Here is an 18,071-nt window from a genome sequence, read left to right as displayed (position 1 = left end):
TGCCTGACTCCTGTGTCCTATCGCTATCCCGCCTGCAAGTGCTACCAAGGCCGCTGCGAGCCATCTGGATTCAAAAGCATAAGCCCCGGTCTTGCCCCTGACTTCACTTCGACAAGCTGGCGCTCCATAATTTCAATAAGCGCAATCGCCGAACGATCCGGCGTAAAATCACCTTCTGCATCAAGCTTGCCCTGCATATAGGTTTGAACCCGGCCGGGATGAAGCACGAGCACATGGCCTCCGCCCTCTTTAATACGGTTGTAAACGAGTTTGGATTGCATATTTAATGCTGCCTTCGACATACAGTAGCCAAACCAGCTCGTACGCGTGCTGTCTTCGATGCTGCCCGCTTCAATCGAGCTCTTCCACCACGCTGGCCTCAATATCGCCAAGTATGGCCGCATTGTTGATAACGATATCCAGCTTATCGGTATGTATAGCTACAAGCCGCGATGCTTCCTTAACGGAATCATCAACTGCGACGTTTAATTCAATCATATGAAGCCGCTCGCCGTACTGCTGCTTTAGCTCAGACAAGCCTTCCCGATCCGAGGCATAACGCCCGGCAAATACGGTAAATCCCTTCAACAGCAGCTGCCTGACAAAGCCGAGGCCCAGACCGCGATCCGCTCCGGTCACTAACGCATATCCCATGCCCTATTCCCCCATATGACGTATTTGCTCCATAATAACAGAAGCTTGCCCGCTTTTGCAGCGGACAAGCTTCTAAAAATACGTTTTTAACTATATGCCAGGAATAGGCGAGCGCTTGTGCTCGGTTTTCAGGTATTGCTTCTCCAGCTTTTCCTTCGCCTCTGCGCCAATTTCCTTACCTTCCAAATAATCGCTGTTGTCATTGTAGGTAATGCCAAGCTCATCCTCATCGGTCTGCCCATCCCATAAACCAGCGGATGGCGCTTTATCCAAAATGCTCTTCGGCACGCCAAGATGCGAAGCAAGCTGGCGTACCTGGCGTTTGTTCAGCGAGCTGAGCGGCGTAATATCAACCGCTCCGTCGCCCCATTTTGTATAAAAGCCTGTAATCGCTTCGGATGCATGATCCGTACCAACAACGAGCAAATTGAGGTCAAAGGCGAGCGCATATTGGACAACCATGCGCGTTCTCGCCTTCACATTGCCTTTGCCGCCGCGGCTAAGATGACGATGGATGCCGATACCTTTCAAACCATGCTCCGTCTCAATGGCGATTTCGTCTACCGCTTCGCCAATGTTCGTTTCCACAGTCTTCGTAATACCGAATGCCTCCGATACCGCGTAGCTGTCGGAAATATCCGACTGCTCGCTGTACGGCTGGTACACGCCAAGCGTCATATAGTCACGGCCGGTTTCAGCTGTCAGCTCATCGGTCGCTTTTTTGCAGAGGCCCGCTGCGACAGCGCTGTCGATGCCGCCACTGATGGCGATCAACAGACCCGTCGTATGGGAGTCCAATACATATTTTTTGAGAAAATCAACGCGGGTGCGGATTTCCTGATCTACATCAATGACCGGCTTAACGCCAAGCCTTTTAATAATATCTGCTTGTAAGCTCATAGTTCCTCCTGCCCTTAGCGGCAGAACCGATCGAACGCATCAGCCAGATCGGCTGCAATATCCGACGCGGAACGGTTCTCGATTTGGTGACGCTCAATGAAATGAACAAGCTCTCCGTCCTTCATTAGCGCGATGGATGGGGAAGATGGCGGGTACGGTGCGAAAAACTCGCGCGCTTTAGCCGTTGCTTCTTTATCCTGTCCAGCAAATACAGTAAACAAATGATCTGGTGTAATATCATGCTGCAGCGCTTCCGCTACACCCGGGCGGCACTGGCCAGCTGCACAGCCGCATACGGAGTTTACGACTACAAGCGCCGTTCCTTTTGCATCGGGAAGATTTTGTTCCACATCCTCCGGTGTGCGAAGCTCTTGAATGCCAAGACGCGTCAAATCATCACGCATCGGTTGAACCATATCCAACATGTATCTCTCAAATGACATGGACACTGAAATACACTCCTTTTTGATAACCTAAATTTAGTTACTATTATAACGCCGGGCAGGAAAATAAAGCAACAGCCGTCCATGTCGCAACTGCTGCTCTATGTTTCCGCACTCCTCCTGCAAGCTGCAAGCAGGCAGCGCTCATCGCTCGCCTCATTAAATAGACGGACGATTCGGGCCGTCCAGCTTCTTGTCGAAACCAGCTTCTGTTTCGGACGTCCCTTTGCGCTTCTTGGCATTTTCAGCATTTTGCTGCTCCTGCTGCAGGGATTGTTCAGACTTCGCTTGATTGCGCTCCATATGTTCTCCTCCTTCATCCGTCTTATGATGACTGACAGGCAAAGGTAGTATGTGCAGGTTTAGTTTCCATTATGTTAATAGCGCGCAGACAAGGCATCCGTTTCCCCTAGCATAAAGGTTAAAATAAAAGTCGTCCCCTCGCCTTCCTCAGACTCCACCTCCAGCTTGCCATTATGCCTTTCGGCAATGCTGAGGCAAAGCGGCAGCCCGAGTCCCGTTCCTTTGGACTTCGTCGTATAAAATGGCTTAAATAGCTCGCTCATCTGATCTGCTGGAATACCTACACCATTATCACGAATGCGAAGCACCACTTTATTTTCCAGAGGGATATAGCAAGTAAATATGTGCAGAACGCCCTTCTCCCCCATCGCTTCCATGCCGTTGCGCACAAGATTAATAAGCAGCTGCTTCATTTCCTTGTCTGACATAAGAAAGGCGGGCAAATCCTCGGCAAGCTCCGTCTGCACAACCTGACCTCTAAGATTGGCGTCTGCCTCAAGAAGTGGCAATATTTCCTGAATAATCGTTTGCAAGGAATGTTTCTGCATCGGAACCGAACGATTTTGCGCCAATGACAAAAAGTCGCTAATAATCGTATTCGCCCGATCCAGCTCCTCCATAACGATCTGATAATACTGCTGCTCATTCAGCCGGCTGCGCTCCCGCATCAGCTGCATAAAGCCCCTTATTACCGCCATCGGATTGCGGATCTCATGCGTAATGCTTGCAGCCATTTGACCAATTAGACTAAGGCGCTCCATTCTTCCCAGCTCATCGCGCAGCAGCGTAAGCTCCGTTACATCTTGGACAATAAGGGTGGCTCCCGCAATGGATTGATCCTCCTGCCTACGGATGGCGAATGCTGTCTTAAGCAGCGTTTTGCCATCATAGGTGTGCGGTCCTGTACTGCTCTTGGCTCCAGCGAGCGCATCCTCAAGCAGTTTTATATAAGCACCGTCCTCTTTTGCAGCAAAAAAGGTGTCCATACGTACATTTTCGGAAAATAAATCTCCGCTTGCCTCAAACTGCCGCTGGAACAGCTCCTTGCCCTTCGCATTCAAATGCGTGATGACGCCGTGCTCATCTGTGAACAAAATCGCCAGCAGCATTTCATCTATGAACTGCTGCTGTTTTTCTACTTCGAGCCGATAGCTGGACGAAACATTTTTGAGCTCCAGCTGCAGCCGCGAATTTTCAACAAATTTTTCCACAATAAAAATAGATAACCAAATGGCAATGATCGAACCAATCATAAGTAAAATAAATACCGCCACCAGCTCAGTCGACCAGTAAAAGTCCTCATTCATCATAAACATGACAAACATAAATGATATGTAGACGGAGATCGGCGTTATCGATTTCACGCCTATGAGCCGCTTTCGATGCAGAGGCTTTTTGCTGAATCGCTTGGCATAGAGCAATATAATAGGCACATGAACAAACATAAAAAAGACAAAAACCATTTTCTCCGCATCGGTGTCAAGCGCTGGCACTCTAAGGAAAATATAAAGCAGATCAAGAACGAGCGCGCCATACACCCCTCCGTATAAAGAGCCCAAAATAAACGGAACGAAGCGGAAATTCAGCTCATATCCATTAAAATCCATCGAAACCGACATGCACGCAACCATTGCGATAGCGCTTGCAGCCGTTATAAACACTCGAATATGGTTTTCCTTGCGCTGCTTATAATGCCAGAGCTGAAAGGAAAATACAGGAATAAGTGAAATAACGAATTGTAACAGCAATTCTTTCAACACGAACGACAGGTCTCCCCCCCTAATCGCTTACTAGATTAAATTGCGTGATCCTTATTTTCATCTGTATGCATATCCAGCCAGTTCGTCACCACTTCAATAAAACGTTGTGCTTCAAGATCATTATGCAGTTCATGATAGCCGTCAGGCCAAGAAACAAAGGTGCATGCCTCGCCAAGCCGCTGCGCCACCTGCTCGCTCGCATGATGAGAGGTGATTTTGTCAGCTGCCCCGTGAATGAGCAGCAGCGGCACCTGCAGCTGCCCGCAATTGGCTATCGCCCATTCGCCTGAATCATGGAGACTCAGGAAGGTTTTAACCGTAATTCGGGTATGGCACAGCGGATCTCCTTCAATATGGACGGCCTCCTCATAGCCTCGCCGATACAGCTTCCCACTTCCCAATCCCGTCGATTGCGGCAGCCCTGGCCAAAAGGCAGCCAGCCGCTTCCCCAGCCAAAGCTGGGCACGGGGTGGTGTAAAGGCCAGCCTTAGCCATGGACTGGACAGCACGAGCGCCTTCACTGCAGGCTGGAGCCGCAGCGCGCAATTCATCGCGATATTGCCGCCCATGCTGTGCCCATAAAGAAAGATTGGCAGCTCTGGATGGCGCTGCGCTGCCTGCTCCACCAGCATGGCGGCATGGGCTGCCGCATCATCCACAGAAGGCAGATGCCCTCTGGGGCCGGATGAACGGCCGTGACCTTGCTGATCGAGAGCAATTACAACATATTGAGCCGCAACGAGCTTCGCCGCGTAGGAGCTATAACGTTCACCATGCTCGCCCATGCCATGTATTAGACATAAAACGCCTTTTGGACGCTCCTTCTCAGGCTTCCACTCCCTTACGTATAGTTCGGTATCCCCACAACCTTGAAACGTCCATTCCTTACGAATCATCCAAGGCACCTCCAGCTGATGAATTATGTTCTATTATAACTCAATATTTTGTCGAAAGAATGGTACAATGAACAAGATTGTAGAAAGAAAGGCTGAGTGAATCATGTACGATATTATAATTGTTGGCGGAGGCCCTTCCGGCTTAATGGCAGCAGTAGCTGCAAGCGCGCACGGTGCCTCTGTTCTTCTCGTTGACAAAGGAGACAAGCTGGGGCGCAAGCTCGGCATTTCCGGAGGCGGACGCTGTAATGTAACGAACGCAAAAGAGATGGATCAGCTCATCCAACATATACCCGGAAACGGGAAGTTTTTATTCAGTGCGCTAAATGCGTTCGGCAATCGCGATATTATCGCCTTTTTCGAAGGGATGGGCATCGCCTTGAAGGAGGAGGATCGCGGCCGGATGTTCCCGGTATCGGACAAGGCCAAAACGGTCGTCGATGCGCTCATTCGCAAAGTCCGCGAGCAAGGGGTCGACATTCGAACGAATACGCCGGTACGCGAAGTTCTTTACAAGGATGGTGCGGCAAAAGGGCTGCTGCTGCAAAATGGTGAAAAGCTCGCAGCGAAAGCCGTCATCATCGCTACGGGAGGCAAATCCGTCCCCCATACCGGCTCAACTGGAGACGGCTACCCTTGGGCGGTCAGCGGCGGGCACACGATTACTGAGCTGTATCCGACAGAAGTGCCTCTCACATCCTCCGAGCCTTGGATACGCAGCAAAACACTGCAAGGCATTTCACTGCGCGAGGTAGAGCTTACGGTATGGAATGCGAAAGGCAAAAAACTGATTACCCATGAAGGCGATATGATCTTCACCCACTTCGGCTTATCCGGCCCAACCGCCCTTAGATGCAGCCAGTTCGTCGTCAAAGCGCTCAAACAGGCGGCTAGCAAAGAGCAGCGCGCTTCTGGCACCGTTGAAGGTTCCAGCACAGCAAATGGCAGTATAGGTGACGCAGGCGCTTTAGAATCGATAGAGCATTCAGGAAGCGGAGCAAGGGAGGCTGCAACTGTGCTCCTCACAATCGACCTGCTGCCGGGACGCTCCGAGGCTGAGGTTTATCAGGAAATGATGCAAATGGCGAAGCTGGAGTCGAAAAAAGCGATTAAAAATGTGCTTCGGGGCTATTTGCAGGAGCGGCTGCTGGATTTTCTGCTTCAGCAAAATGGCATCAGCGGCGATATTACGTATGACAATCTTCCCAAGGGGCCGTTTCTTGCGCTCGCCAAGCAAATCAAAGCTTTCCCCGTAAAAGTGAACGGCACGCTGTCCATTGAGGAAGCTTTCGTCACCGGCGGCGGGGTCCATCTGAAGGAAATCGATCCGAAGACGATGGGCTCGAAGCAAAGCGCTGGCCTTTATTTTTGCGGCGAAGTTCTCGATATTCATGGCTACACAGGTGGCTATAACATTACTGCGGCCTTCTCAACAGGCTATAACGCAGGAAAAAGCGCGGCACTGGCTGTCTCAGACAGCTAAAGACCGCGCTTTTTCTTTTGCCGAAAATGCTGGCTACAGCTCCTCGTTCCAATCCTCATTCACAATATGCGCGGGGATGGTGATGCCGTCAAGCGAATAAGCGGTATCTGTGTAAGCGTTCGCATCAATGGCAGCTTCCTGAATAAGCCGCCCGCCATGCACCTGCATAATTTCGAGAGCAGAGATGAGATCATTGCCCTCCATATGAATATGCAGCCTGCCTCCTTCATGCAGAACCGGATCATAGCCAAGCTGCTCCAGCGTATCAAAGGCCATTCCAGCGCTCGTAATATCTGCGAAATCAAACAATAATGCCGAATTCATCGGTTATTTCTCCTTTCGGGCGTTGACTCTATTTGTAGTCTGCCCCAATTTGTTAACGAAGTATGACTAAAGGGTGTTGTCATTTCGAGTTTTTTTCTGCATAATTTAAAATACGAGATATGTCACGTTTAATAACTCTTAATGTAATCAAACATAACCTTGAGATATACCACTGATTGAAGGAGGCATTATTAGCATGCATACGATCTTTTACCAGCTAGCCGACCCGATGATGATTGTGGAATATGATTTTAACCGCTGGTATATTCGCGATATTAACAAAGCCTTTACCGGGCTGTCCGGCTATCGAAAGCATGAGCTTCTAGAGGTCAACCCGGAGGATTTTGTAAAGGATTCGCAGCCCTTCGGGCAGCTGATGGCAAGGCTTATTGAAGATGATCAACTGACGTTCGATTGCGAGCTGACGACGCGCTCTACGATGACGGCGACCGTTCGGCTGAGCTGCCGCAAATTTCAAATGGAGGAGCAAACGTATTACATGCTCGTCTGCAAGGATGTTTCTGCCGAGCGCTGGGGCGATGAATTCGCTGTCGATCATAAAATTATGATGGCTATCGGCATCTCTGAACAATTCCGCATTTTTTCGCTGAAGCGTTATTTCGCTCCGCTTGCCCAAGGCTCAGCTAGTTTCTTGAATCGCAGCATCTTTGATCTGGTTGCCGAGGAGCACCGCGCGCCGCTGCGCCGCATCATGGAACGGGCCAGAAGCATCGGCAAAATCGAGCATTTGGAGCTGCATATGCATATCGGAGAAGACAAAAACACGGCAAAAGCATTGATTAAGCCATTTTATTCGGGCAACAGGGCGTTTAACAGCTACTTGATCATGCTCACCGAGCTTAACCAGCAGGCGCCGGAGGAGGACCCTTCCTACAAGCTGAGAATGCTGATGCTGAACAAAAATATTTCCGCTACATCGCTTGCCCGCTCCACGCTCATTTCCTTGACGACCATTTCTAAAATCCGCAATGGCAAAATAAAAAAGCCCCAGCGGCTCACAGCCGAGCTGATCGCCGGAGAGCTGGGGGTAAAGCCGGAAGCGATATGGAGCAGCTTCAAACAGTGATTGGGCAGGTGAGCAGGTGGTGTAAGCTTATTGTTCAGAGAATATAAAGGATTAGACTGGCCTATTAAAATAAGCAGCGGCGGCCTAGACTTGAGAAATAAAGTCTTAGACTGCCGCTGTTGCCATTAAACAGACGTTACCCGTTAATTAAATATTAATTTGCTGAATAAATCATTACCTCCCTATTAAAACTTTGCTGTCGATTGAATAAAGGCTAGTGAGAATTTAGTCCGTCATTTGTCTAACATTTTTGAAAAGTACTTAGGAGCCTCCTTAAAACCTTGTCTCTCATAAAATTTATGAGCGTCTATTCTTCTGGAATGACAATGAACTTGGATACTGTCACATCCCCTTTTTCTGGCAGAGGCAGAGGCAAATTCCTCTAATTCCTTTCCAATTCCTTTACTTCTAATTGAGGAGTCTACAACAAGATAACTAATTGATGCAATATCTCCTCTAATACCTAATTGTGGGATATAATGAAGGGAAATACAGGCAATAACGTGTCCTTCATCTTCATAAACCATTAATTCTTCGTTGGGGTCAGTTAGAAGTCTTTCCATGTTCTTTTTAATAAAAAATTCGGTATCCGGGTAGCCTAACTGTGCCAATAGTTTGGCTATATCTTTCCTATCCTCCAATTTTGCAACTCTAATCATAAATTTCATCTCCACTCATCTCACACTTTATAGGGTGTCGCTCGACATAAATCATAATTTGGTTTTGATATGAATAAATAACTATCGGCAACTGTAACCCTTCACCATAATCATGGCATTATATTAGCGAATTTACTAGAACCACGGTGTGACTATTTCAATGCAGCTGTGGTTTATTGTTGCTAGACCATAACTCATAAAATATGCCAGCTAGCGCTTTTACGCCATTTGTTTAAATAAGAAAAGCCATAACAAGGACCGTCTGCTTTCTTGTTTTTTTATTGAGTTAAACTGCCTGTTAGCTTAATGAAGCTTCATCAGTCTAATACCTTAATTTCTCTGTCTAGAACTTTATTTTCTTCTGACACTTCTCACTTCTTCACTATGTTCATTCCACAAAAAAAGCCGCTTCTCCTGAACGACAGAAGAAGCGGCAGCCATATGTGTTCTTGCGGGTAACCTCGCTAGCTGCGGTAAGCGGCTAACGCTTCGTTCAAACTGCGCGTTTGCGTGTAAACCTGCTGGTAGATGCGGAACAGCCCTTTATACGCTTCTACAGCTTCAGGCTGCGGCAAATATTGCTCGGCATGCTTCACGAACTTCGCTGCACAAGCCTCCAGGCTCTCAAACCAGCCGCTGCCATAAGCAGCAAGCATAGCTGCGCCGAGGCCAGGCCCCTGCTCGTTCTCGAGCGCTACTACCTTCGCATCAAAAATGTCCGCCTGCATTTGCAGCCAAACCGGATTTTGCGCGCCTCCGCCAATCGATACAATCGTATTGACCGTTTTACCAGCCGCACGGAACATATCGACTGATTCGTGCAGTGAGAACGTAATGCCCTCCATCACTGCACGGGCAAAATGAACCCGCTCATGCGAGCCATCAACGCCGATAAAGCTGGCGCGAATAAGGGAATCCGGATGCGGTGTACGCTCGCCTACGAGATAAGGCGTAAACAATAGACCGCCTGCTCCCGGCTTCACTTCCCCGATGCCTGCAAGCAGCTCATCAAAGGATTCGCTCGGCGCAAACGTCTTCTTGAACCAGCTCAGGCTGTAGCCTGCCGCCAGCGTCACGCCCATTGCGTAGAAAGCATCTTCCTTGCCGTGATTGAAGAAATGCACCTTGCCGGCAAAATCCTTATTTTTGTCATTTTCATAGGACAAAATAACGCCGGACGTGCCGATGCTGCATAACGTCAAGCCTTCGCTCAAAATACCTGCGCCGATTGCGCCGCAAGCATTGTCGGCTCCGCCTGCGAACACTTTTACTGTAGCTGGCAGTCCTGTGCGCTGTGCCAATTCAGCAAGCAGCGTACCCGTCTGGCCATGTGACTCGGCGAGCGGCGGACAGAAGCTTGCCGGCAGCTCAAATGCGGCCAGCACCTCTTCACTCCAGCGCTTCGCTGCTACATCCAGCAGCAACGTGCCCGCTGCATCGGAATAATCCATGTGCTGCTCGCCTGTCAGGCGATAGCGCACATAATCCTTAGGCAGCAGGAACAGCTCCGCCTGTTCAAAAGCAGCAGGCTCATGCTCGCGCACCCACAGGATTTTCGGCAGTGTAAAGCCTTCCAGCGCAGGATTGCGCGTAATGCCGAGCAGCTTGTCGCCAAGCGTACGCTCGATTTCACGGCATTGCGCCGTTGTGCGCGTGTCATTCCAGAGAATGGCATTGCGCACCGGATTGCCTGCACCGTTCAGCAGCACAAGACCATGCATTTGACCGGAGAAGCTGATGCCCTCAATTTGCGCGCTTGCTTCTGGTCCAATCGCAGCAGCCAGCTCGCCAAGCGCTTCAAGCGTTGCATCGACCCAATCATCAGGCTTCTGCTCGCTCCAGCCCGTATGCTCATGATAAAGCTGGTAGCTGCGTGAAGCTTCGCCCGCAACCGTGCCTTCTTTATTAATGAGGAGCGCCTTGACGGCGCTCGTTCCTAAATCTATTCCAATGACATAGCTCATAGCCGAAGTCCTCCCGACTTAAACGCTGAAAATAACTTCGCTCAGTTGCAGTCTAATGCGCTCTTGACGACCGGACTCCAGACGGATCGGGTTGTTTTGCAGCGCGTATTGCTCAAGCGAAGCCAAAGTCGCTTTGCCGGAAACGATGTCAGCGCCGATGCCTTCTTTGAACGTACGGTAACGGTTGTCTACGATGCCATCCAGAATTTTCTCTTCTGTTAGCTTCGCAGCTGCTTTCAGACCCCATGCAAAGCTGTCCATACCCGCAATGTGACCGAGGAACAGATCGTCCGCTTCGAAAGATGCACGACGAACCTTCGCATCAAAGTTAACGCCGCCACGGCCGATGCCGCCAGCTTTCAGCACTTCAAACATGGTCAGTGTAGTGGAATAAAGATCAGTCGGGAATTCATCTGTATCCCAGCCCAGCAGCAAATCGCCTTGGTTCGCATCAAGGGAGCCGAGCATGCCGTTGATAGCTGCTGTACGGATTTCGTGCTCGAACGTGTGGCCTGCAAGTGTCGCATGGTTCGCTTCAAGGTTCAGCTTGAAATCGTTGTGCAGGTTGTATTTGCGCAGGAACGAGATCGTTGTTGCTGCATCAAAGTCATATTGGTGCTTCGTTGGCTCTTTCGGTTTAGGCTCGATCAGGAATTGCGCGTCGAAGCCGATTTCTTTCGCATAAGCAAGCGCCATTTCGTACAGGCGTGCCAGGTTATCCAGCTCGAAGCCCATATCTGTGTTCAGCAACGTTTCGTAGCCTTCGCGGCCGCCCCAGAAAACATAGTTTTCAGCGCCAAGCTCTTTACCGACTTCAAGGCCTTTTTTCAGCTGTGCGCCAGCATAGGCATAAACGTCAGCGTTGCAAGTTGTGCCTGCGCCATGAACGAAACGCGGGTGCGAGAACATGTTAACGGTGTTCCAAAGCAATTTTTTGCCGGAAGTTTTCATATTTTCTTTCAACAGGCCTACGATCACATCGAGGTTTTTGTTCGTTTCTTGCAGCGTAGCGCCTTCTGGAGCGATGTCCACATCATGGAAGCAGTAGAACGGAATGTTCAGCTTATCCATGAATTCAAAGTTAGCTTCTACGCGCGCTTTGGCACGGTCAAGACCGTCAAGCTTATCCCACTCGCGGAACATCGTTGCCGAACCGAAAGGATCTGTGCCATTAGCGTTAAAAGTATGCCAGTAAGCAACCGCGAAGCGCAGGTGCTCTTCCATTGTTTTGCCAAGAATGACTTGCTCCGGGTTATAGTGTTTGAATGCAAACGGATTGTCCGAACCTTTGCCCTCAAATTGAATTTTGCCAATGTTAGAAAAATAGCTCATTTTTATAAAACCTCCTGATTATGGTATGGGATAAATGCTTAGTTTCAAATCTGATGATGTAAACGCTCCCCAACAGCATAACATGATCAAACTTAGTTTGTCTATTGACTAAACTAAGTTTTTTTGTGCTAAAATAGTCCTATTAACCCTTACTAATGATTCCGCTTGCATTTCAATAGGACACGAGCTTTTTCGCCTGCTGGACGGTCATATCGTTTACGCCTGTGATACAATACACTACATGGATTTTTAGATGGACGGAGGCAATCTGTTGAAACTGAAGACGACCGGCGACTTGGCGCTTATCAAAAAAATGAATACCGCGATTGTGCTGGAGGCCGTTATTAAGCATGCCCCCCTCTCTCGCGCTCAAATATCCGAACGGACCGGACTTAATAAAGCGACCGTTTCCAGCCTTGTGCAGGATCTGATCGATAATCATCTCGTTTTTGAAAATGGCCCCGGCGAGTCCAGCGGCGGACGCAAGCCCGTCATGCTGCTGTTTAATGGACAAGCCGGACATGCCATCGGCATTGACCTTGGCGTCAACTATATGCGCGGCGTGTTAACCGATCTGCAAGGGACTGTCATTAGTGAACGGCAGCTTAGCTTCAAAAAACGCGAGCAGGATTTTGCCCTGAACCAGCTCATCGCCTTTATTGAGGAGCTGGCGTCGCAAGCTCCGAGCAGCCATTACGGCCTGATCGGCATCGGAGTTGGCGCGCCGGGCATCGTCGATGACAAAGGCGCAATTTTGTTCGCGCCTAACCTCGAATGGCAGCAGGTTGAGCTGCAGCAGATGCTGGAAGCGCGCTTTCAGCTGCCTGTGACCATCGACAATGAAGCGAATGCAGGCGCGCAGGGCGAGCAGAAATACGGCGCGGGGCGCGGCATCGCCAACCAAATTTACGTCAGTGTCGGCATCGGCATCGGGACGGGCATTATTTTAAACAAGGAGCTGTATAAAGGGGCTTCTGGTTTTTCCGGCGAGCTGGGACATTTGTCGATTGAGTATGGCGGCAAGCCGTGCCGCTGCGGCAATCAGGGATGTTGGGAGCTTTATGCTTCCGAAAATGCGCTGTTGGAGCAGGCTGAGCCGCTTGGCTTTGAGTCGCTCGAGGAGCTGCTTGCTGCCGCAGAAGCAGGAAACCGCGAGGTGCAGGCGTTATTTTATGCCATTGGCGAATATTTGGGCGTAGGCATTTCCAACATTGTAAATGTGTTTAACCCGAACGTCGTCATCATCGGCAACCGCATGAGCCGCGCACAAGCTTGGCTGGAGGAAGCCATCCATGCCTCTATTGCCCGCCGCACCCTCAGCTATCACCGGGAAAAGCTGCAAATTTTGTTCGCCGAATTGCAGGATCAGTCCGCCGTCCGCGGCGCCGCTTATTATGCGATTAGTGCTTTTTTCGCGAAGGTTAAGAGTGGTCAGCCGGTTTGAGGCTGAAATAGGATTGGTTTTTTCGACTAAGAAGCCGACCATAGCAGGTCGGCTTTTTGCATGATTACAAACAACAATCCATGGAACTCCCTTTGCAAATAGGTGTAAGATAGGAGTAATTATGACTATATATCGTACTCGCAGCGGAAGGAGCAAACTACCCCAAATGAAGGAAATCGACAGAATATATAGGCTCATTGATGCTCACAGCGTTAGCTCTGTCCCGAATGAACAAGTACTTCACCATTCAGACCACTGCACCCTTCTCATTACTGCGAAAGGCATAGGGGAAGGGGATTGGAACGGGCAGCCGTTTTTTTTGCCCCCTTCACATGTCCTTCTGCTTTCACCGAAAATGAGCTGGACGTTAAGAGGTCGGGGCCTGGCGCCATTTGAATATGAACGAATTTCGTTTGATGTCTATATAGAAGGCTCTGATAGCACACTTCACCGCCAGATGACAGAACCGAGCCTCCAACAAGCTGTATCAATACCAGAAGTACCGCAGTTGGCTAAGGAAATAAGCACAGCATGGAGAGCAGGCAACAGATGGGAGCGCATGGAAGCCAACATTCGCTTTCAAGAGCTGCTCTTGCTAGTGCTTAGACATGCCGAGGCGGAGCCTGAACTGCTGCATAACCATGTCCGTGAGCTGATGCAGCGATCTAAAGCTCATATCGATGCTGCTTTTCACCACAGCCTCACCCGTGAAGTATTGGCGGCAAAAGCAGGTATGAGCGTGGCGCATTACTCCAGGCTTTTCAAAAGGGAATTTGGCCGCGGGCCTATGGAATATTTAAATGAAGTCCGCCTTTCACAAGCGAGCAATCTGCTGATCGGTTCTGAACATACAATCCGCGAGACGGCACATAGGGTCGGTTACCAGGACGAGTTTTATTTCAGCCGCAAATTTAAAGCTGCCACGGGTGCTTCGCCAACGGTTTTCATTAATAAATATCGAAATTCGGCGCGGGTCGCTTCTGTAGCCATCCCTTACACGAGCCATTTGCTGGCACTCGGCATGCAGCCTTATGCCGCAATGGTCAACCCTTCGCAAGAGCCCCTTGCCGAGCTGCGAGATACTCTGGAGGTCGGCAATGATCAGCCTGATCTGGACAGGCTCTTGCAGGCCAGACCCGAACTGATCATTGGATTTGAACGTACAGATTATGAGGAGCCAGACAAAGCTGATCTATTTCGGCATATTGCCCCTACCTGTACGGTGCCCTTCCATGGGGAGTGGCGCGACCATCTTCGCATGATTGGACGGGCAGTAAATCGGACCGAGGCGGCTGATCTATGGCTGGAGCAGTATGAAACATCGGCTGAACGCTCGCGTAACGCTATCCAACACCAAATCGAAGATCAGACCGTTGCCGTTGCCCAATTTGAAAATGGTCGATTTCAGCTGTTTGGAAGCCGAAATCTGGGTACGGTTCTATATCGCGATCTAGGGTTTGCAATGCCGAGAGAACTCGCGAATGTCTCCCATTCCCAAATGCTTACGATTGAGGAGCTAGCCGCCTATAATATCGATCATTTGATTTTATTCACCGGAGAGGAGCATCGGAAACACGAGGCATTCAAGCATTCGATCGAATCAAATGCAGCTTGGCGTGAACTTAAAGCGGCGCGCAGCGGACATATTTATGATCTCGGAGCTTCCCGCAGCTATTCCTGCTACACCTCTCTATCCCATGACTTGTTTCTGCGCCGCGCAACCGAATTATTCATGAGCCAAACGTCCATGCACAGAGCAGGATCGTCCATGGCTTTCAAACATACGTCTGCCTATAATAAATAACGATAATGATTATCAAAATCATAAAGGAAGGCGTGTGGCAAGTTTTGTTTAAAATAAGTGTGTTCTCTCAAATGATGAAGCAGGGGACTCTTCTTCTCTCGATCCTGCTTCTTATCGGATTGTTAGCCGCCTGCGGCCAAAGCAGCAGCACTGGAAATACAGCAAGCGGATCGCCTTCTGCGTCGGCGGAGTCGTCAGGCACGGAGTCTTCAAGCGCACAGTCCCCATCAGCTTCGCCAATGGAATCTGATACGGAAACCCGGACTATTTCTACGGTTAAAGGCGATGTTGTCGTACCTGCTCATCCGAAAAAGATAGCCGGCATGCTGTATGTTTTCGCCGACCATCTGCTTGCGCTTGGCATCGAGCCCCATGCTATGGTTACTTATAACGATCTTGGTTTTCCTGACTACATGGCTGACCAAATGAAGAATACGATTGAGATTGGCTCAGGCGAAGCGCCAAATTACGAAGCACTGCTTGAAGCAGCGCCAGATCTTATCCTCGCGTCGAAAACACTCAGCGATTCCAATTATGACCAGCTGTCCAAAATCGCGCCAACCATTCTTTTTGACAATGAGAATGAAGGAGACTGGGAAAGATTCCATGAAACCGCTGCTGTGTTTGGCATGGAAGCTGAAGCAGAGCGCATTCAAGCGGAGTATGACAAGAAAGTCGCTGATGCACATGACAAGCTGGCTGCCGCAGCCCCGAATGAAACGGTTGCTTTTATGAGGGTACAGGACAAGCAATTACAGCTGATTCAGCCTAGCGATAACTTCGTCATGTTCGGTGCACTAGGCTTAACACCAGCATCGGTAGAAGCTGTCGATTTTAAAGATTCATGGAATGTCCCGATTTCGGCAGAGGTGCTCCCTGAGCTGAATCCGGATCGCATGTTCATCATTCTTCGTCCTGGCGATGTCAACAAGGTAGCGCTGGATACCATTATGAGCACCTCCATCTGGTCGAACTTAAACGCTGTTAAAAATAATCGCGTCTATATCGGAGATGCAAACTTATGGTTTGCAGGCTACGGTCCGATTGGGCTTAACAAAATAATCGACGAAATTACGACTGCTTTTTCGTTGAATTCCTAATGGCGATTGGGGTATGAAAGTAATGAATAATATTGCAAATATCATTCGAGAACGAAGGACGATTCAGGATTTTAATGGTGTGCCGATTCCAAAGGAAGTAATATATACGCTTCTGGAGGACGCTGTATGGGCACCGTTCCATTCGAAGAAAGAGCCTTGGCGGTTCATTCTTTTTATCGGTGAGGGAAGACGCGGATTTGCAGAGGCTGTCCTTCATACAAGGCCGCCGGAGTTCGTTGCAAAGTATGGAGAGCAAATACGCGAGGCCTATTGCAGCCAGACACCTGTTCATCTCATTGTCGTGATGAAGGCAGACTTGCCTCAGAAGGCATGGGAAGAAGCTTTCGCAGCCACATCCGCGCTCATTCAAAACATTCAACTGCTTGCTTGGGAAAAGGAGATCGGATGTGTATGGAAAACAAGTCCTTACAATGAGCATGCCGATTTTCAGGCGGCAGTCGGAGTAACAGCGGCGGAGAAAATCGTCGGTACGCTGCATCTGGGCTATTTTAACTCGGAAGCGCAGCCTGCGCCGAAGCCTCGTACGCCTTTGGCAGAGCTTTTGACAATGATTGAGCATTAGATAGCTTAGCTAAGGGGCAACTCCCTTGCTCATTCTACTCCATGAATCAGAAGAATAGGCATTATCACCAAAATCGACGATTGGTCTGAATGCCGGATATAATAATTGTGGTTTTGTACATCCACAATTTGCCCCTACCACCACAAACACCATCCATATGAGGATGGTGTTTGTGCTTTATATTTGAGGAGTAATTTGCTATTATGTACATACGTTATAAAAGTTATTACAGTTATAAGGTATAACAAATTGAGTATAGATCATACTTATAGAGATGAGAATATCAATGAATGGTGTGGTCAAAGTGACAAATAATAAACCAAATGTAACGCGGTATTCCCGCAAAATTGGACGAATGGGCAATAGTTTGGGAGTAAGCTTGCCAAAAAGCCTGGCTGAGAAGCTGAATATCTCACAAGGTGATGAGATCGAATTTATTGAGAATGATCGCGGTGAAGTGGTGTTGAAGAAGGTGCGGCAAGGTCAACTCCCAGATAATGTAAGACCAGAAGTTCTTGAAGCCTTCTTTGACGTGTTTGAAGAAGATGAAGGTATCCTTAAAGATTTAAGGGATCGATGATATGGCCATATTCCTAACCAAAGAAGAGGTTATTTCGGCCCACTACTTCATGATGAAAAAAATGAACGACGCAGACCAAGCAGGTGTGAAGGATCACGGCCTGCTGGAATCTGCGGTACATAGACCTCAGCAAAGTGTTTTTGAAGAAGATGCTTACCCCCATTTATTCGACAAAGCTGCAGCCCTACTAGAGTCGCTAGTTAAAAATCTTTGCTTTCACAATGGAAATAAACGGACAGCTCATCTGGTGACAAAATCATTCCTTTTGTTAAATGGAAAACATCTAAGAATGGAACGTGAATATGCCGTGGAGTTTATCGTAGATATTGCAAAAGGAATTCATTCGTTGGAGACTACTGCGCATATATTGAAAGAACATTCTGTAAGCAGATGAGCCAAAGGCGGCTTCTCAGGTGACATCAAATCCTTTACTACACCTATAAAAGCAAGCTTGGCGTAATCTTCGAAAAGGGGTCCGACTCCCTCGCCATCACCATGTAATCCGCAACCGCTTCGGTTGTGGATTTTTTGCATGTCAAGCAGCACTACCCCATTGCTAGGTTCGATCCCAATTTCCATTGCAGTAGATGATGTCCATCATGAAAAACCTAACCTATACATATTCAGGTTCTACTTATCAAAAGAATTATTAATTTTTCAACCTAAATAAATATAATTTCTTAATAGTTAATGAGTTTTAAATTTACATAGCGCTGTTATAGTACTCGTTGGACAATCATTTTATTAAAGGGAGT

Annotated in this window: 19 protein-coding genes; 8 read left to right on the top strand and 11 right to left on the bottom strand. The window is 48.8% G+C overall.

The features are described from left to right. Positions 1-41 precede the first annotated feature (41 nt). The 7 genes from AC50Y5_RS07050 to AC50Y5_RS07020 all read right to left on the bottom strand — a co-directional run bounded on the left by AC50Y5_RS07050 (position 42) and on the right by AC50Y5_RS07020 (position 4,956). Entirely contained in the window at positions 42-392 is a 351-nt protein-coding gene (locus AC50Y5_RS07050; protein WP_494859423.1) for a Rossmann-fold NAD(P)-binding domain-containing protein, read from the bottom strand. After that, positions 352-654, bottom strand: coding sequence for an SDR family NAD(P)-dependent oxidoreductase (locus AC50Y5_RS07045; RefSeq protein ID WP_494859421.1), 303 nt, complete (start codon positions 652-654; stop codon positions 352-354). Before AC50Y5_RS07045 ends, AC50Y5_RS07050 begins: the two co-directional genes overlap by 41 nt. Positions 655-744: 90 nt before the next feature. Then, the gene (nadE, locus tag AC50Y5_RS07040; protein ID WP_056042708.1) at positions 745-1,554 is read right to left on the bottom strand and encodes an NAD(+) synthase; all 810 of its coding nucleotides are present in this window, start codon (positions 1,552-1,554) and stop codon (positions 745-747) included. 14 nt (positions 1,555-1,568) lie between these two features. Then, positions 1,569-2,003: a BrxA/BrxB family bacilliredoxin gene (locus tag AC50Y5_RS07035; protein ID WP_056042709.1), complete on the bottom strand. Its 435-nt coding sequence runs from the start codon at positions 2,001-2,003 to the stop codon at positions 1,569-1,571. A 153-nt stretch (positions 2,004-2,156) separates the two neighbouring features. Further along, complete coding sequence (locus AC50Y5_RS07030) at positions 2,157-2,300, bottom strand: hypothetical protein (protein WP_200931690.1); 144 nt, start codon at positions 2,298-2,300, stop codon at positions 2,157-2,159. A 74-nt stretch (positions 2,301-2,374) separates the two neighbouring features. Then, a complete protein-coding gene (locus AC50Y5_RS07025; protein WP_494859418.1) occupies positions 2,375-4,060 on the bottom strand; it encodes a two-component system sensor histidine kinase NtrB in 1,686 nt (561 codons plus the stop codon). Between the two features lie 35 nt (positions 4,061-4,095). Next, complete coding sequence (locus tag AC50Y5_RS07020) at positions 4,096-4,956, bottom strand: alpha/beta hydrolase (protein ID WP_494859416.1); 861 nt, start codon at positions 4,954-4,956, stop codon at positions 4,096-4,098. Positions 4,957-5,056: 100 nt separating this feature from the next. Between AC50Y5_RS07020 and AC50Y5_RS07015 the strand changes: the two genes are divergently transcribed. Continuing rightward, positions 5,057-6,439 (top strand): BaiN/RdsA family NAD(P)/FAD-dependent oxidoreductase, encoded by a 1,383-nt coding sequence (locus AC50Y5_RS07015; RefSeq protein ID WP_494859720.1) that lies wholly within the window; start codon positions 5,057-5,059, stop codon positions 6,437-6,439. A gap of 33 nt (positions 6,440-6,472) precedes the next feature. On the opposite strand, the gene AC50Y5_RS07010 is transcribed toward AC50Y5_RS07015, so the two are convergent. Beyond that, positions 6,473-6,763: a hypothetical protein gene (locus AC50Y5_RS07010; protein ID WP_056042716.1), complete on the bottom strand. Its 291-nt coding sequence runs from the start codon at positions 6,761-6,763 to the stop codon at positions 6,473-6,475. A gap of 196 nt (positions 6,764-6,959) precedes the next feature. Here AC50Y5_RS07010 and AC50Y5_RS07005 point away from each other — a divergent pair, with 196 nt between their 5' ends. Then, positions 6,960-7,850 carry a helix-turn-helix domain-containing protein gene (locus tag AC50Y5_RS07005; protein ID WP_056042718.1) on the top strand — a complete coding sequence of 297 codons (891 nt, stop codon included), beginning with the start codon at positions 6,960-6,962 and terminating at the stop codon, positions 7,848-7,850. Between the two features lie 233 nt (positions 7,851-8,083). On the opposite strand, the gene AC50Y5_RS07000 is transcribed toward AC50Y5_RS07005, so the two are convergent. The 3 genes from AC50Y5_RS07000 to xylA all read right to left on the bottom strand — a co-directional run bounded on the left by AC50Y5_RS07000 (position 8,084) and on the right by xylA (position 11,805). After that, on the bottom strand, positions 8,084-8,509 hold the full coding sequence (locus tag AC50Y5_RS07000) for a GNAT family N-acetyltransferase (protein WP_056042720.1): 426 nt from the start codon (positions 8,507-8,509) through the stop codon (positions 8,084-8,086). 464 nt (positions 8,510-8,973) lie between these two features. After that, positions 8,974-10,473, bottom strand: a complete 1,500-nt coding sequence (gene xylB, locus AC50Y5_RS06995) for a xylulokinase (RefSeq protein ID WP_494859413.1) — start codon at positions 10,471-10,473, stop codon at positions 8,974-8,976. A gap of 18 nt (positions 10,474-10,491) precedes the next feature. Then, positions 10,492-11,805, bottom strand: a complete 1,314-nt coding sequence (gene xylA, locus AC50Y5_RS06990; protein ID WP_056042724.1) for a xylose isomerase — start codon at positions 11,803-11,805, stop codon at positions 10,492-10,494. A gap of 253 nt (positions 11,806-12,058) precedes the next feature. Between xylA and AC50Y5_RS06985 the strand changes: the two genes are divergently transcribed. The 6 genes from AC50Y5_RS06985 to AC50Y5_RS06960 all read left to right on the top strand — a co-directional run bounded on the left by AC50Y5_RS06985 (position 12,059) and on the right by AC50Y5_RS06960 (position 17,710). Next, positions 12,059-13,249 (top strand): ROK family transcriptional regulator, encoded by a 1,191-nt coding sequence (locus AC50Y5_RS06985; RefSeq protein WP_056042726.1) that lies wholly within the window; start codon positions 12,059-12,061, stop codon positions 13,247-13,249. 508 nt (positions 13,250-13,757) lie between these two features. Further along, positions 13,758-15,053: a helix-turn-helix domain-containing protein gene (locus AC50Y5_RS06980; protein ID WP_494859410.1), complete on the top strand. Its 1,296-nt coding sequence runs from the start codon at positions 13,758-13,760 to the stop codon at positions 15,051-15,053. A gap of 44 nt (positions 15,054-15,097) precedes the next feature. Beyond that, complete coding sequence (locus tag AC50Y5_RS06975; RefSeq protein WP_494859408.1) at positions 15,098-16,153, top strand: ABC transporter substrate-binding protein; 1,056 nt, start codon at positions 15,098-15,100, stop codon at positions 16,151-16,153. 22 nt (positions 16,154-16,175) lie between these two features. Then, positions 16,176-16,736, top strand: coding sequence for a nitroreductase family protein (locus AC50Y5_RS06970; protein WP_081419136.1), 561 nt, complete (start codon positions 16,176-16,178; stop codon positions 16,734-16,736). Positions 16,737-17,022: 286 nt separating this feature from the next. Beyond that, positions 17,023-17,316 carry an AbrB/MazE/SpoVT family DNA-binding domain-containing protein gene (locus AC50Y5_RS06965; RefSeq protein ID WP_056042735.1) on the top strand — a complete coding sequence of 98 codons (294 nt, stop codon included), beginning with the start codon at positions 17,023-17,025 and terminating at the stop codon, positions 17,314-17,316. 1 nt (position 17,317) lies between these two features. Then, a complete protein-coding gene (locus AC50Y5_RS06960; RefSeq protein ID WP_056042737.1) occupies positions 17,318-17,710 on the top strand; it encodes a type II toxin-antitoxin system death-on-curing family toxin in 393 nt (130 codons plus the stop codon). The last annotated feature ends 361 nt before the right edge of the window (positions 17,711-18,071 follow it).

The organism is Paenibacillus sp. JT22N7 (assembly GCF_059383875.1).
The sequence above is the reverse complement of the archived record's forward strand: the minus strand, read 5'-3'. Positions and strand labels throughout refer to the sequence as shown.

What these genes read in the sequence shown, in the direction of transcription:
- AC50Y5_RS07045 (WP_494859421.1), bottom strand. Translation starts at nt 654, where the DNA reads ATGGGATATGCGTTAGTGACCGGAGCGGATCGCGGTCTGGGCCTCGGC.
- nadE (WP_056042708.1), bottom strand. Translation starts at nt 1,554, where the DNA reads ATGAGCTTACAAGCAGATATTATTAAAAGGCTTGGCGTTAAGCCGGTC.
- AC50Y5_RS07030 (WP_200931690.1), bottom strand. Translation starts at nt 2,300, where the DNA reads ATGGAGCGCAATCAAGCGAAGTCTGAACAATCCCTGCAGCAGGAGCAG.
- AC50Y5_RS07020 (WP_494859416.1), bottom strand. Translation starts at nt 4,956, where the DNA reads ATGATTCGTAAGGAATGGACGTTTCAAGGTTGTGGGGATACCGAACTA.
- AC50Y5_RS07010 (WP_056042716.1), bottom strand. Translation starts at nt 6,763, where the DNA reads ATGAATTCGGCATTATTGTTTGATTTCGCAGATATTACGAGCGCTGGA.
- AC50Y5_RS07005 (WP_056042718.1), top strand. Translation starts at nt 6,960, where the DNA reads ATGCATACGATCTTTTACCAGCTAGCCGACCCGATGATGATTGTGGAA.
- AC50Y5_RS07000 (WP_056042720.1), bottom strand. Translation starts at nt 8,509, where the DNA reads ATGATTAGAGTTGCAAAATTGGAGGATAGGAAAGATATAGCCAAACTA.
- xylB (WP_494859413.1), bottom strand. Translation starts at nt 10,473, where the DNA reads ATGAGCTATGTCATTGGAATAGATTTAGGAACGAGCGCCGTCAAGGCG.
- xylA (WP_056042724.1), bottom strand. Translation starts at nt 11,805, where the DNA reads ATGAGCTATTTTTCTAACATTGGCAAAATTCAATTTGAGGGCAAAGGT.
- AC50Y5_RS06985 (WP_056042726.1), top strand. Translation starts at nt 12,059, where the DNA reads ATGGACGGAGGCAATCTGTTGAAACTGAAGACGACCGGCGACTTGGCG.
- AC50Y5_RS06970 (WP_081419136.1), top strand. Translation starts at nt 16,176, where the DNA reads ATGAATAATATTGCAAATATCATTCGAGAACGAAGGACGATTCAGGAT.
- AC50Y5_RS06965 (WP_056042735.1), top strand. Translation starts at nt 17,023, where the DNA reads ATGAATGGTGTGGTCAAAGTGACAAATAATAAACCAAATGTAACGCGG.
- AC50Y5_RS06960 (WP_056042737.1), top strand. Translation starts at nt 17,318, where the DNA reads ATGGCCATATTCCTAACCAAAGAAGAGGTTATTTCGGCCCACTACTTC.